Below are 12,681 nucleotides of genomic sequence, written 5' to 3' on the forward strand. Positions count from 1 at the left end.
TTATGAAACCACAAACAAGTCATCATTTTTTTAAACCAAATGTTATAATTCTATTAGCATTATTTCTTTTTGTAAATCTCACTTTTGCACAGAGTAAAACAGAACAAATCACTAAACTTATTGATACCTATACGGAGTATAAAACCTTTAATGGTTCTGTTTTGGTAGCCGAAAACGGAAAAGTTATTTATAAAAAAGGCTTTGGCTTTGCTAATATGGAATGGGATATTCCTAACGCACCAAATACAAAACATAGATTAGGTTCTATTACAAAACAATTTACTGGCATGCTAATTCTTCAATTATCTGAAGAAGGTAAGATAGATTTACAAGCACCAATAACTAAATATCTTCCAGATTATCCTAAAGCTAGCGGTGATATAATTACAACACATCATTTATTAACGCACACGTCTGGGATTCCTAATTACACATCATTTCCAGGTTTTTTTCAAAATGATAGTAGAGACCCTTCCACACCAACTGAATTTATAAAAACATTTTCTGAAATGGATTTAGATTTTAAACCAGGCGAAAAATTTAGCTATAGTAATTCTGCATATTTTCTACTTGGTGCTTTAATTGAAAAAATTTCAGGTAAAAGCTATGAGCAAATGTTGCAAGAAAAGATCTTTACTCCACTTAACATGAAGGATTCTGGATTTGATCATCATGCCACTATCTTAAAAAACAGGGCTACAGGTTATGAAAAAAGTGGAGGTCAACTTATTAATTCGAGATATCTAGATATGTCACTTCCCTATGCAGCCGGATCTTTATATTCTACGGTAGAAGACTTATACTTATGGGATCAGGCACTTTATACCAACAAGCTACTTTCAAAAGCGTCTATGGATTTATTTTTTGGCGAGCATGTAGAGGCATGGAATGGACATTATGGTTATGGTTGGGGAATAGCTAGCGCACCTATAGGCAACACAGAAGAAAGTATAGCAACCATTAGTCATGGAGGTGGTATTAATGGCTTTAATACTCTAATTACTAGAGCTCCATCGGATAAATCATTAATTGTATTATTAAATAATACAGGTGGAGCACCTCTTAACGATATGGCTAAAGCTATTCGTGGCATTTTGTATAACAAACCTTATGATTTTCCTAAAAAATCTGTAGCTAATACCTTGTATGAGGATATATTAGCTAACGGATTAAAAGCTGCTTTGGTAAATTATAGCACTATAAAATCATCTAGCGATTACAATTTAAATGAAAATGAGATGAATGCTATTGGCTATCAATTATTGCAATCTGAAAAAATAAATGAAGCAGCAGCCGTTTTTAAACTAAATGTTGAAGCGTTTCCAAAATCTTCTAATGTTTACGATAGTTATGCTGAAGCTTTGATGACTCAAGGCCATAATGAGCAGGCTATTGTAAATTATAAAAAGTCGGTAGAACTGAACCCAAATAATCAAAATGGGATTGATTATTTAAAGAAATTGGGCGTTGATGTCTCTGAATTTGAAAAAGAGGTTGTAGTTCCTGACGCTATATTACAAAGCTATATTGGTAAATATCAATTGATGCCAGAATTTATAATAGAAATCACTAAAAACGGTAGTCAACTTAGTGCGAAAGCTACTGGTCAACCGATGTTAGATATCTTTCCGCAATCTGAAAATACATTCTATTTAAAGGAAGTAGATGCTAAGCTAACTTTTAATAAGAATGAAGCTGGAGATGTTGAAAGTGTTACGCTATTACAAGGTGGAAGAGAAATGACAGGTAAAAAAATGTAGTTTTATCATTATATAATAAAAACCCTTGAAATATAACTTCAAGGGTTTTTTATGAATATTACTTAATAGGAATATAAAATTCGGTTTTAAGTTTAGACTCTTCGACACGTCTTGCATCGCTGATGTACTTTTCTCTACAAGGCGCATCTCTGAGTTCATAATCAGTATCGATTAACCACTCGTTAAACATATAGTCATATACTTCTGCAATATGTTTATAACTACCTTGGTATAAGAACGAAGCAAACTTTCCGCCTTTAAGTTCTTTTACACCAACATCACCATTAGGTTTGGCATCTTTATGAATAATTAAGCACGCATCATAACGTATTTTATCGGCTTCTGTAACCTTAGGATCATCATGAGGTAAACCAATATGTCGAATCCCTTTGGTAAATAACTGTTGCGCTTTGACTTCTCCCCAAAGTTTTTCCCAAGCAGTTCCATAGTCTAAATTTTCATAAGCGCCTTGCATACTATAGTACAAACATTTTTGATCTTCTAGTTCTACGATTTTTGGTTTTTTAATGTTGAGTTCTGTTTTCATGATGTTCTGTTTTTTAATAATGAATTCTTTTTTGTTACGATGCGCACTAGGCGAAATCCCAAAATAATTTTTAAACGCTTTAGAAAGGGAAGAAGGAGTCTCAAAACCTACTTTATAGGCAATTTGTTCTATCGAATTTTCAGAATAACGTAAGAGTTTAGCCGCTGTTTCTAAACGCGCTCTTGTAATATATGCACCGATTGGTTCACCTAGCAAGGCTCTTGTGATACGATGAAAATGATAAGGCGAAAAATGAGACAACTCAGCCAACAAAGCAATATCAATTTTACTATCTAAATTATTATGAATAAAATCTACAATACGATTTAAGTTTTGCTGATAATAGTCTTTAGATGTTTGTTGTTCTGCCATGTATATCGTTTCTATGAAGACAAAACTAAAGGTATCATTTGAGATTTACTTTTCCAATCTTGCTAAGTTTAAAAATACGTAGTTCTACGTATTGATTTCTCAATTATAAAAAACTAACTTCGCTTACTTGTGCTGAACTTGTTTCAGTAACAAACGATATAGTCAATACGAACTGACCATATCTAGATGTTAAGCGGAATATTCAATTTCTTCAATAAATCCTTGGCACTAAACTTGTTTGTAACAAAACACTAAGTTTTACGACGTATAAGTAAAATGAGTTTAATTTAAAAAAAGAAAAAGATATGATTCAGTTTAAAGGAGCGCTAGTTATAGGTGCATTAATAGGAGCAGCAGCAGGTGTGTTGTTAGCACCAGATAAAGGAAGTGTTACAAGAGATCACTTAAAGAAAGAAGGTAAGGATATAAAAGATCAAATCTCTAGTGATTTTACAGAAGTAAAAGACGATGTATCTAAAGCGGCTAAGTCTGGTAAAGACAAATTAAAAGAAGAAATTAAGGATATTGCATCCAAAACAAGTTACCAAACAGAAAAGGCCATTACGTTTTTAGAAAAACAATTGGCTATTCTTAAGGAAAAGAATAAAACGCTTCAACAGACAAGCTAAAAGATATCAATTGAGCCGTCATTATTCAGTAATGACGGTTTTATTTTATTAGCGCATTTATGTAATTCACATTAACCACATGCTTCCCTTCAAAGGGAAGAATAGTTACGCGTTCACCAAATAATTCCTTGGCTCTTGTAGATTCTTGTTCTATTCTAGCTTCATCCAAATACTCATCTTCAGTTCCGTAAATCAATTTTACTTTTGTGTCTTTAGATATATACTCAAAATCTTCGGCAGTTAATTCTTTAGGAATGCCACCAGAATGTAATACTAATTGCGAACATTGTAATTTACGCTTTGCCATATAACGCATAGCTACACTAACACCTTGCGAATACCCAAAAACGATGAGATTAGCATCATTTGGAATAGTCTCAGTTTCAAAAATCGCATCAAAGTAATTGAGAATATTATCCATTCCGGCTTTTGTATTATCTCTTGTTAGCCAATTAGCACCAACATGCATTTTTGGTTGAATGTAATATTTACTTGGTGCTTGAGGTGCGATAATATAGTTCTCTTCAGGATTTAAATCTTTGAAATATCTGAGAAAATAACGACTCAAATAGCCCATGCCATGGCAAACAAACCAAACCGTTTTAGTACGTTTAGTAAATGTGTTTAAAGTAGAGTAGGAGTTACTTGTTTTATATGTGATTTCTTTTTCGTGAGAATTCATTATTGTTAGTAGTTTCAGTATTTTTGTAATCGACTCTAAAAATAATCTATTTCTATGCAACAATCTAAAGAAGAATTCTTATCCAAAGTTAATGCTGTGAGTAAAAACACATTAATGGAAACCTTAGAAATAGAGATGGTGGATTATGGTGAGGATTTCTTGGTGGCTAGAATGCCAGTAACATCTAGAGTACATCAACCAGATGGTGTTTTGCATGGTGGTGCAACAGCGGCTTTAGCCGAAAGTGTAGGCAGTTTTGCGTCTCACATTTTTACAGATATTGATAAATATTTTGTTAGAGGTTTAGAGATTACAGCGAACCACCTTAAAAGTATTACCGAAGGTTACGTCTATGCTAAGGCTACATTTTTACACAAAGGCCGTACAACGCAACTGTTAGATATTAGAGTGACTGACGAAGCGGATAATTTAATCTCAATTTGTCGTTTATCAACGATTTCACTTCCAAAAAATAAATAGAGAATGAACGAAGCTTCATTTTTTAAAACTTTAGAAACGCAGTATTCTAATCAATTACCTTTTGTAGTTTACAGTAGACCAATAAATTCTATTATTAAGTGTTGGTTGCAAAAAGATGATGTTTTGCATAAAACAGATACGTTTACAGAAAGTGGATTTGTGTTTGCACCTTTCGATTTTAATCAGCAAAGTATTGTTTTACCTGAGGCTCATTGTGAACATTTTGTTTTAGAGATCGATAAATTAGAAAGTGATGAAAACACAACAAAATTTGCTGTCACAGAAACGAATAAAGATGCACATATCAATTTAGTTTCAAAAGGGATAGAAGCTATTAAAAACGGTGAACTCAAAAAGGTAGTTTTGTCGCGTTATGATGCAAAAGAGCAGACAAAAAATAATCCAATATCAATTTTCAAAAGGCTTTTTAATGCATACAAGAATGCGATGGTGTATTGTTGGTATCATCCTAAAGTAGGTCTATGGCTGGGCGCAACACCAGAATTATTGTTTAAAGTTGAAGGTAAAAAGTTAACGACTATTTCTTTAGCAGGAACACAACCTTATAATAGTTCATCTAAACCTATCTGGACTGATAAGGAAATTGAAGAGCAGCAAATAGTAACGGATTATATTATGCATCAGATAGCACCTTACACAAAGCAAAATAGTATCTCTGAGGTTGAAACGGTCAAAGCAGGAAATTTAATGCATCTTAAGTCTAGAATTACAAGTGTAATTGAAGAAGACTCAAGCTTAAAATCTATAATTGAAGCCTTACATCCAACACCTGCAGTTTGTGGATTTCCGAAACAAAAGTCCAAAGATTTTATTCTTCAGAATGAAAACTATAATCGCGAATACTACACAGGTTTTTTGGGAGAACTCAATTTAAAGCAATCAAAAACAAGAAATACAAATAGAAGAAACGTTGAAAATAGTGTTTATGCTGTCGTAAGAACACAATCTAATTTCTATGTGAATTTGCGATGTATGCAACTAAAAGATAATGAAGCTTTAATCTATGTTGGTGGTGGAATTACTAAAGATTCTATTCCTGAAAAAGAATGGGAAGAAACTGTTAATAAAACGAAAACTATCGGCAACGTTCTTGATTAAGACTAAAGAGATTTCTTATCTTTGCGAGTAGATGAAGCACTCTAAAATCCCCTTGTCACAAACGGTAGTTACCTTATGCAAAACGCATAATATTAAGCACATTGTTATTTCACCAGGAAGCAGAAATGCTCCCTTAACTATCGGTTTTACTCACGATGATTTTTTTAATTGTTATAGTATTGTTGATGAACGTTGTGCTGCTTTTTTCGCCTTGGGAATTGCACAGCAAATTGAAGCACCAGTTGCCATAGTTTGTACATCTGGTAGTGCATTACTTAATTACTATCCTGCAATTGCAGAGGCGTATTACAGTAACATACCTTTGGTTGTTTTATCTGCAGATAGGCCAAAACATTTGGTAGATGTAGGTGATGGACAAACCATAAAACAAAAGAATGTATATGGCGAACATGTCCTTTATAGTGCTAATTTAAAATTAGATTTAAAGGAAAGTGAAAAGACTGATAATGAAAATGAGCTGCCAATTTTTAAAAATCTTGAGAATAAGCTCGAACGTTTTTTAGGCTTGCAAAAAGATATTCAGTCGTACAATGAATCTGAAATACATGATGCACTATCACTCGCTCACCTAAAATCGGGCCCTGTGCATATAAATTGCCCTTTTGATGAGCCTTTATATGAAACAGTTGATGAGTTGTCAATTACTCCAAAGCCTTTTAAAATTCAAAATAGAACTGAAAGCATAGATGATTTTGAAATTAAAAACTTATTAGATGTTTGGCATAGTGCAAAACGCAAAATGATTCTTGTTGGTGTTTTACAACCTAATTCTATTGAAGAGAGATGGATACAAGAAATTGCTGATGATGATAGTATTTTAGTATTTACTGAAACCACATCAAATTTACATCATCCAGATTTCCTTCCAGGAATAGATAAAATTATTGCTCCACTAAATTCAGAAGAGTTTATGACACTTCAGCCAGAAATTTTATTAACTTTTGGTGGTTTAGTGGTCTCTAAAAAGATAAAAGCATTTTTAAGAAGTTATAGGCCAGAACATCATTGGCATGTAAGTTTAACTAGAGCTAATGATACTTTTTTCTGTTTAGATAAGCACATCAAATTACATCCTAATACATTTCTTAGTGTGTTTTTACCACAAGTTACACACCATACTAAGAGTAGCTATAAATCAAAATGGATAGAGGTTAGGCAGAAGCGTCGTAAGATGCACGAGCTGTATTTAAAAACACTTCCATTTTCAGATTTTACTGTGTTTAATTCGGTTTTGAAAAGTTTACCAAAACAAACGCAATTACAAGTCGGAAATAGTTCAGCGATTAGATATACGCAACTGTTTCAATTAAGAAAAGACACCAAAGTATTTTGCAATAGAGGTACTAGTGGCATAGATGGTAGTACGAGTACAGCAATCGGAGCATCAGTTGCTGTAAAAGAACAAACAACGTTTGTAACAGGTGACTTAAGCTTTTTCTATGATAGTAATGCACTTTGGAATAATTACATTCCTAACAACTTTAGAATCATTGTAATAAATAATGAAGGTGGTGGCATTTTTAGAATTCTTCCTGGTCATAAAAATACAGATAATTTTGATCGTTTTTTTGAAACAAAACACAAATTAAACGCAAAGCAGTTGTGCGATATGTATGACTTTGATTATGCAAAAGCAACTGATGAGGTATCATTACAGAAAGAATTAGAGGTATTTCATAATCCTTCTAAACATCCAAAATTATTAGAGGTTTTTACGCCATCTACTATAAACGACGAAATACTTTTAGAGTATTTCGAATTCGTAAAGTAAAAATTACGGCTAAGAAGTGACCCATTCATTTTTGATGTGTCTAAAAAATACTTACCTTTAGTGAGACAATTTATTTAACTTAAAACAAATAACAACATGAGTAAAAGAGATGATTTAATCGCTAAGTACGCAGCAGATTTAAAAGACAAATGTGGAGTAAACCCTGATATGGATTTATTAACTAAAGTTACTGTTGGTTTAGGACCTTCAATTTACAATGCAGATTCATCAACTGTGTCTGGATCAGATGAAAAAGAATTAGCTACAGTAAAGAACAACTATTTAATCAAAAAATTAGGATTAAAGGATAGTGCTGATTTAGATAAAGCAATTGCTTCAGTAATGGATACTTATGGACAATCTAACAGAAATAAGTATAGAGCAGTAGTTTATTATTTATTATGTACACATTTCAAAAAAGCTTCTGTTTACTAGTAGATAGAATTCGAAAAAATAAAGAAAGCGTTATAATTAATAATTATAGCGCTTTTTCTTTGTATTGAATTCATTTCAGTTTCTCACTAATATCAATACCTTTGCCATATGATAAAATTAGGCGAATACAATACACTCGAAATTTTAAGAGATACCGAACCAGGATTATTTTTAGGTGATGCAGAAGATAACGAAGTTTTACTGCCAAATCGTTATGTGCCAGAAATTTTTGAGATAGGTGAGAAGCTAGAGGTTTTCGTTTACTTAGATAATGAAGAACGTCCAGTTGCTACCACAGATAAGCCCTATATAAAAAATGGTGATTTTGCTCTTTTACGCTGTAATCAGGTGACTAATTTTGGTGCATTTTTAGATTGGGGTTTGGTGAAAGAATTGTTCTGTCCTTTTAAGGAGCAAGCTTTTAAAATGAAAGCTGGTGGTTGGTATTTGGTACATTGTTATTTAGATGATGAAACTGAACGGTTAGTCGCATCTAGTAAAACCAATCGTTTTTTAGACAATAAAGAGTTAACTGTTGGTCAATTTGATGAAGTTGATCTAATAGTATCTCATCCTTCCGAATTAGGTATGAATGTCATCGTCAATAAGATTCACTTAGGTTTAGTATTCAAAGATGATATTTACAAGGATATCAGTGTCGGAGATCGACTCAAAGGTATCGTTAAAAAAGTGAGAAAAGACAATAAGTTAGATATTACATTAAGCCAAATTGGCTACAGAAATATAGAACCAAATGCAGAACATATTCTAAACGAATTGCATGATAATAGTGGTTTTTTACCACTAAATGATAAATCTGATCCTCAAGAAATTAAAGATATGCTCCAAATGAGTAAGAAGAGTTTCAAAAAAGCCATTGGCTCTTTATATAAGGAGCGCCAAATTATTATAGATGATAAAGGGATTAGACTAGTTTAAACTTGCAGCAAGAGTCTCTTTAACTCTATTATATACAGTATCCAGTCCTACATATAAATTATCAAAAGAAATTTCTTGCGAGGTACATAGACTACTTTCAATTTTCGCATTCATTCTCCCAGCTTCACTGTGACTTACAACACCATAAGCAACCATATTTGGCAATACTGGTTTTATTTCATTTACATCTAATAAAGAAATAGAGTAGGAGTTGACTCTATTTGCAACAAGTCCAAAAGGTTTTTGTCCAAAATATTTAATTAAATCATGAATTGCAGGTCTTGCAGAACTTAAATCTAGATGAACACCTTCATTAAATTCTACAACAGCTATATGATTAAAAAAGTGAAGTGTAGCTGATTCCGATTGAGTTTGTTTTATAACCTGATTTGCAACGTTAGAATTTGATATAGTCATAGTTTTATATAATTAATAGCTAATAATTTTGGTATTCGTTGAATACTAATGTTTAGAAACATCATTGATAAAAAGGTCACATATAAATTTGAAATCCAAATAGTTATACGGATAAAACTAAAATTTGGATCTTAATAAAAATTTAAATTGTCTGTTCATTATTTAAAGGTCATTTAATTAGAATGGAGGCAATAAGATTAGTTTAGGGATATGGCTATTTTTTTCTTCACGTTTTGGTAGACATTATCTATACCTTCGTGTAAATTATTGAAGCAAATATTCTTCCATTCGCAAAAACTACTTTCAATTTTAGCATTCATTCTACTTGCATGGCTGTAAGCAACAATACCATAAGCTGATAAATTTGGTAAAGCTTGCCTAGCATCCTTTATATCTAGTATAGATACTGAATAAGAGTGAATTCTGTTGACTATGATCCCAAAAGGCTTAGAATTTCCGAAATAATCTAGGACATCGTTAAGTATTGGTTTTACGGAATTAAAATCAATATGAACGCCTTCATTAAATTCTAAAACAGCTATATGATTAAAATAATGGATACTTCCAATTTCGGACTTAGTCTCTTTTATGACCTGTGATGCCAAATCTGAATTTTCAATAAGCATTTTATTACGATTTAAGTATAATTGTTTTCTTGCTTTGAGTAACAAAGCAATTATAAGACACATGATATTAAAAAAAGTCACATAATAATCTGAAATTTAAGATGTTATGTTCGATTTTTGTGAAAAATGTGGACTTATTAGAATAAGTTGCCAAACTCAATTAGAATAACTTAATTTCGAGATACACACTCCTTAAATTTTCATTAAGGAGCGCATAGTCTCAGCTATTAGGGTTAGGGTTAATAATCATTTATGTACTGAAAATCGAGTGCAAATATACTATGCGCGCATAATAAAATCAAATATAAAACTACACTTAAGTCATTATTATTAATTCCTTATTTTTGTTCTCTAAATATTGAAAAATATGAACCATATAGATTGGAAAGTTGCCAAATCTTATGAAGATATAACATATTCTAAATGCAATGGTGTAGCCAGAATTGCCTTTAACCGTCCTGATGTACGAAACGCCTTTCGCCCAAAAACAACATCCGAGCTTTATGATGCATTTTACGATGCAAATGAAGACGTAAATATTGGTGTTGTGCTCTTAAGTGCAGAAGGGCCTTCTTCTAAAGATGGTATTTGGAGTTTCTGCTCTGGTGGAGACCAAAAAGCGCGAGGTCACCAAGGTTATGTTGGTGAAGATGGTTATCATCGATTAAATATTTTAGAAGTTCAACGTCTCATTCGTTTTATGCCAAAAGCTGTTATTGCCGTTGTGCCTGGTTGGGCTGTCGGTGGTGGACATAGTTTGCATGTCGTATGCGATTTAACTTTAGCGAGTAAAGAGCACGCTATTTTTAAACAAACAGATGCTGATGTTACCAGTTTTGATGGTGGCTATGGTTCTGCATATTTGGCAAAAATGGTTGGTCAGAAAAGGGCTAGAGAAATCTTTTTCTTGGGAAGAAACTATTCAGCCCAAGAAGCCTATGAAATGGGAATGGTAAATGCTGTAATTCCTCATGCTGAATTAGAAGATACAGCCTATGAATGGGCTCAAGAAATATTAGCAAAATCACCAACGTCTATTAAAATGTTAAAATTTGCTATGAATCTTACCGATGATGGTATGGTTGGGCAGCAAGTTTTTGCTGGTGAAGCTACGAGATTGGCATATATGACAGAGGAAGCGAAAGAAGGTAGAGATGCCTTTTTAGAGAAAAGAAAACCGAATTTTCCTAAGAAATGGATTCCTTAAACTAATACCAGATTTAATGAATAAAATTAAACCATGGCTTTCGGCCATGCGCCTCAGAACGCTACCACTTTCAGTTTCTGGAATTATTTTGGGCTCATGTTTTGCTTATTATAATGGACATTTTAATCCAATAGTTTTGGTGTTGGCAATCTTAACTACAATTAGTCTACAAGTACTTTCTAATTTGGCAAACGATTATGGAGATAGTGTAAATGGAGCAGATAATGATGAGCGGGTCGGTCCTCAACGTGCTGTTCAGAGTGGTGAGATAACTCCAGACGAAATGTTCGAAGCCATAAGAATAAATATTCTCATTGTTATAGGCTTCACCTTGGCATTACTTTGGGCTGCTTTTGGAACTGGTAATTTTCTTTTTGTTTTAGTGTTTTTAGTGCTTGGTGGTTTTTCTGTTTATGCTGCGTTAAATTATACAATGGGAGACTCACCTTACGGTTATCGGGCGCTTGGAGATATCTTTGTATTTATATTTTTTGGTCTAGTTAGTACCATTGGTAGTTATTTATTGTATATGCTTACTGTAGATCACGTGGTTATACTTCCTGCAATTGCTTTAGGCTTGTTAAGTGTTGGTGTACTGAACTTGAATAATATGCGCGACCTCGAAGCTGATGCTAAAGTTGGTAAAATCACCTTTGCTGTAAAACTTGGTATTGAACGTGCCAAAAAATATCACTTCTTTCTTATTATTGGAGCCATGAGCCTTGCAGTTGTGTTCTCTCTTTTATATTATGTAGAGCCCTATAACTTTATATACTTAGTAGCTTTTATTCCTTTACTACGTCATCTAAAAAAAATAAAAGACGCCAAGAAGCCAAATGATTTTGATAGCCAACTAAAAGTTTTAGCGTTATCTACTTTTCTATTTTCTTTACTTTTAGGTATTGGGTATATTTTATACTAAATTTATGGAAGTTATTACCCTCTAAATTTATTATAAAATGAAAATCACATTTTACGGTCACGCTTGTTTAGGTATACAGATTAAGGATATTTATATTTTAGTAGATCCTTTTATTACAGGAAACGAAAAAGCCTCAGCTATAGATATCAATAGCTTAAAAGCAGATTACATCTTAGTCACACACGCTCACCAAGATCATACTTTAGATGTGGAAGCCATTGCAAAGCGAACGGGTGCCATGATCGTCTCTAACTATGAAATTATTACACATTATCAAGATTTTGGATTAGATGGTCACCCAATGAATCATGGTGGTTCTTGGGATTTTGAATTTGGTAATCTTAAATACGTAAATGCCATACATACATCTTCATTTCCTGATGGAAAGTATGGAGGCCAACCAGGTGGATTTATCATTGAAGGAGAACGCAAAAACATATACATAGCAGGTGACACAGCCTTAACTATGGACATGAAACTTATCCCAATACAAACTAAACTAGATTTAGCCATTTTACCAATTGGTGATAATTTTACAATGGGAATAGACGATGCTATTTTGGCCAGCGATTTTATAGAATGCGATAAAATTTTAGGCTATCACTTTGATACCTTTGGTTATATAGAAATTAACCACGAAGAAGCCAAACGTAAATTCTTTGATAGGGATAAGGATTTAATGCTGTTGGAGATTGGTGAGAGTGTTGAGCTTTAGTTTATTAATAATTTCCGATGTTTGTATTCAGCTCTATTT

At 32.8% G+C, this 12,681-nt stretch carries 14 protein-coding genes; 10 read left to right on the forward strand and 4 right to left on the reverse strand.

What is annotated here, in order from left to right:
* Positions 1–2 precede the first annotated feature (2 nt).
* Positions 3–1,760, forward strand: a complete 1,758-nt coding sequence (locus Q0822_RS08645) for a serine hydrolase (protein ID WP_299122586.1) — start codon at positions 3–5, stop codon at positions 1,758–1,760.
* Between the two features lie 58 nt (positions 1,761–1,818).
* Here the strand turns inward: Q0822_RS08645 and Q0822_RS08650 are convergent, their stop codons facing one another.
* Complete coding sequence (locus tag Q0822_RS08650) at positions 1,819–2,679, reverse strand: AraC family transcriptional regulator (RefSeq protein ID WP_299122587.1); 861 nt, start codon at positions 2,677–2,679, stop codon at positions 1,819–1,821.
* Between the two features lie 305 nt (positions 2,680–2,984).
* On the opposite strand from Q0822_RS08650, the gene Q0822_RS08655 reads away from it, so the two are divergent.
* Complete coding sequence (locus Q0822_RS08655) at positions 2,985–3,308, forward strand: YtxH domain-containing protein (protein WP_299122589.1); 324 nt, start codon at positions 2,985–2,987, stop codon at positions 3,306–3,308.
* A gap of 40 nt (positions 3,309–3,348) precedes the next feature.
* On the opposite strand, the gene Q0822_RS08660 is transcribed toward Q0822_RS08655, so the two are convergent.
* Positions 3,349–3,990, reverse strand: a complete 642-nt coding sequence (locus tag Q0822_RS08660; protein ID WP_299122591.1) for an esterase — start codon at positions 3,988–3,990, stop codon at positions 3,349–3,351.
* A 54-nt stretch (positions 3,991–4,044) separates the two neighbouring features.
* On the opposite strand from Q0822_RS08660, the gene Q0822_RS08665 reads away from it, so the two are divergent.
* From Q0822_RS08665 to Q0822_RS08685, 5 genes are all read left to right on the forward strand, one after another.
* Positions 4,045–4,470 carry a hotdog fold thioesterase gene (locus Q0822_RS08665; RefSeq protein WP_299122593.1) on the forward strand — a complete coding sequence of 142 codons (426 nt, stop codon included), beginning with the start codon at positions 4,045–4,047 and terminating at the stop codon, positions 4,468–4,470.
* 3 nt (positions 4,471–4,473) lie between these two features.
* The gene (locus Q0822_RS08670) at positions 4,474–5,589 is read left to right on the forward strand and encodes a chorismate-binding protein (RefSeq protein WP_299122595.1); all 1,116 of its coding nucleotides are present in this window, start codon (positions 4,474–4,476) and stop codon (positions 5,587–5,589) included.
* A gap of 31 nt (positions 5,590–5,620) precedes the next feature.
* Positions 5,621–7,381: a 2-succinyl-5-enolpyruvyl-6-hydroxy-3-cyclohexene-1-carboxylic-acid synthase gene (gene menD / locus Q0822_RS08675; RefSeq protein ID WP_299122598.1), complete on the forward strand. Its 1,761-nt coding sequence runs from the start codon at positions 5,621–5,623 to the stop codon at positions 7,379–7,381.
* Positions 7,382–7,477: 96 nt separating this feature from the next.
* Positions 7,478–7,816 carry a DUF2853 family protein gene (locus Q0822_RS08680; protein WP_299122601.1) on the forward strand — a complete coding sequence of 113 codons (339 nt, stop codon included), beginning with the start codon at positions 7,478–7,480 and terminating at the stop codon, positions 7,814–7,816.
* A 108-nt stretch (positions 7,817–7,924) separates the two neighbouring features.
* Positions 7,925–8,755: a S1-like domain-containing RNA-binding protein gene (locus tag Q0822_RS08685; protein ID WP_299122603.1), complete on the forward strand. Its 831-nt coding sequence runs from the start codon at positions 7,925–7,927 to the stop codon at positions 8,753–8,755.
* Here the strand turns inward: Q0822_RS08685 and Q0822_RS08690 are convergent.
* Together Q0822_RS08690 and Q0822_RS08695 are read right to left on the reverse strand one after the other, a co-directional pair.
* Complete coding sequence (locus tag Q0822_RS08690) at positions 8,747–9,172, reverse strand: hypothetical protein (RefSeq protein ID WP_299122605.1); 426 nt, start codon at positions 9,170–9,172, stop codon at positions 8,747–8,749. The genes Q0822_RS08685 and Q0822_RS08690 overlap by 9 nt on opposite strands.
* A 197-nt stretch (positions 9,173–9,369) precedes the next feature.
* Positions 9,370–9,798 (reverse strand): hypothetical protein, encoded by a 429-nt coding sequence (locus Q0822_RS08695; RefSeq protein ID WP_299122607.1) that lies wholly within the window; start codon positions 9,796–9,798, stop codon positions 9,370–9,372.
* A gap of 367 nt (positions 9,799–10,165) precedes the next feature.
* Here Q0822_RS08695 and Q0822_RS08700 point away from each other — a divergent pair, with 367 nt between their 5' ends.
* Genes Q0822_RS08700 through Q0822_RS08710 form a run of 3 tightly spaced genes read left to right on the forward strand, consistent with a single transcriptional unit; the run spans position 10,166 to position 12,642 of the window.
* Complete coding sequence (locus tag Q0822_RS08700; RefSeq protein ID WP_299122609.1) at positions 10,166–11,005, forward strand: 1,4-dihydroxy-2-naphthoyl-CoA synthase; 840 nt, start codon at positions 10,166–10,168, stop codon at positions 11,003–11,005.
* Between the two features lie 16 nt (positions 11,006–11,021).
* Entirely contained in the window at positions 11,022–11,927 is a 906-nt protein-coding gene (gene menA / locus Q0822_RS08705; protein ID WP_299122610.1) for a 1,4-dihydroxy-2-naphthoate octaprenyltransferase, read from the forward strand.
* A gap of 37 nt (positions 11,928–11,964) precedes the next feature.
* Positions 11,965–12,642, forward strand: a complete 678-nt coding sequence (locus Q0822_RS08710) for a metal-dependent hydrolase (RefSeq protein WP_299122611.1) — start codon at positions 11,965–11,967, stop codon at positions 12,640–12,642.
* The last annotated feature ends 39 nt before the right edge of the window (positions 12,643–12,681 follow it).

Source organism: uncultured Winogradskyella sp. (assembly GCF_947496485.1).
Lineage (GTDB): Bacteria > Bacteroidota > Bacteroidia > Flavobacteriales > Flavobacteriaceae > Winogradskyella.

Bases quoted from the DNA above. Each gene is read 5' to 3' on its own strand.
- Q0822_RS08660 (WP_299122591.1), bottom strand. From the start codon at position 3,990: ATGAATTCTCACGAAAAAGAAATCACATATAAAACAAGTAACTCCTAC.
- Q0822_RS08650 (WP_299122587.1), bottom strand. From the start codon at position 2,679: ATGGCAGAACAACAAACATCTAAAGACTATTATCAGCAAAACTTAAAT.
- Q0822_RS08670 (WP_299122595.1), top strand. From the start codon at position 4,474: ATGAACGAAGCTTCATTTTTTAAAACTTTAGAAACGCAGTATTCTAAT.
- Q0822_RS08700 (WP_299122609.1), top strand. From the start codon at position 10,166: ATGAACCATATAGATTGGAAAGTTGCCAAATCTTATGAAGATATAACA.
- Q0822_RS08685 (WP_299122603.1), top strand. From the start codon at position 7,925: ATGATAAAATTAGGCGAATACAATACACTCGAAATTTTAAGAGATACC.
- Q0822_RS08645 (WP_299122586.1), top strand. From the start codon at position 3: ATGAAACCACAAACAAGTCATCATTTTTTTAAACCAAATGTTATAATT.
- Q0822_RS08680 (WP_299122601.1), top strand. From the start codon at position 7,478: ATGAGTAAAAGAGATGATTTAATCGCTAAGTACGCAGCAGATTTAAAA.
- Q0822_RS08690 (WP_299122605.1), bottom strand. From the start codon at position 9,172: ATGACTATATCAAATTCTAACGTTGCAAATCAGGTTATAAAACAAACT.
- Q0822_RS08655 (WP_299122589.1), top strand. From the start codon at position 2,985: ATGATTCAGTTTAAAGGAGCGCTAGTTATAGGTGCATTAATAGGAGCA.
- Q0822_RS08665 (WP_299122593.1), top strand. From the start codon at position 4,045: ATGCAACAATCTAAAGAAGAATTCTTATCCAAAGTTAATGCTGTGAGT.
- Q0822_RS08695 (WP_299122607.1), bottom strand. From the start codon at position 9,798: ATGCTTATTGAAAATTCAGATTTGGCATCACAGGTCATAAAAGAGACT.
- Q0822_RS08710 (WP_299122611.1), top strand. From the start codon at position 11,965: ATGAAAATCACATTTTACGGTCACGCTTGTTTAGGTATACAGATTAAG.
- menA (WP_299122610.1), top strand. From the start codon at position 11,022: ATGAATAAAATTAAACCATGGCTTTCGGCCATGCGCCTCAGAACGCTA.
- menD (WP_299122598.1), top strand. From the start codon at position 5,621: ATGAAGCACTCTAAAATCCCCTTGTCACAAACGGTAGTTACCTTATGC.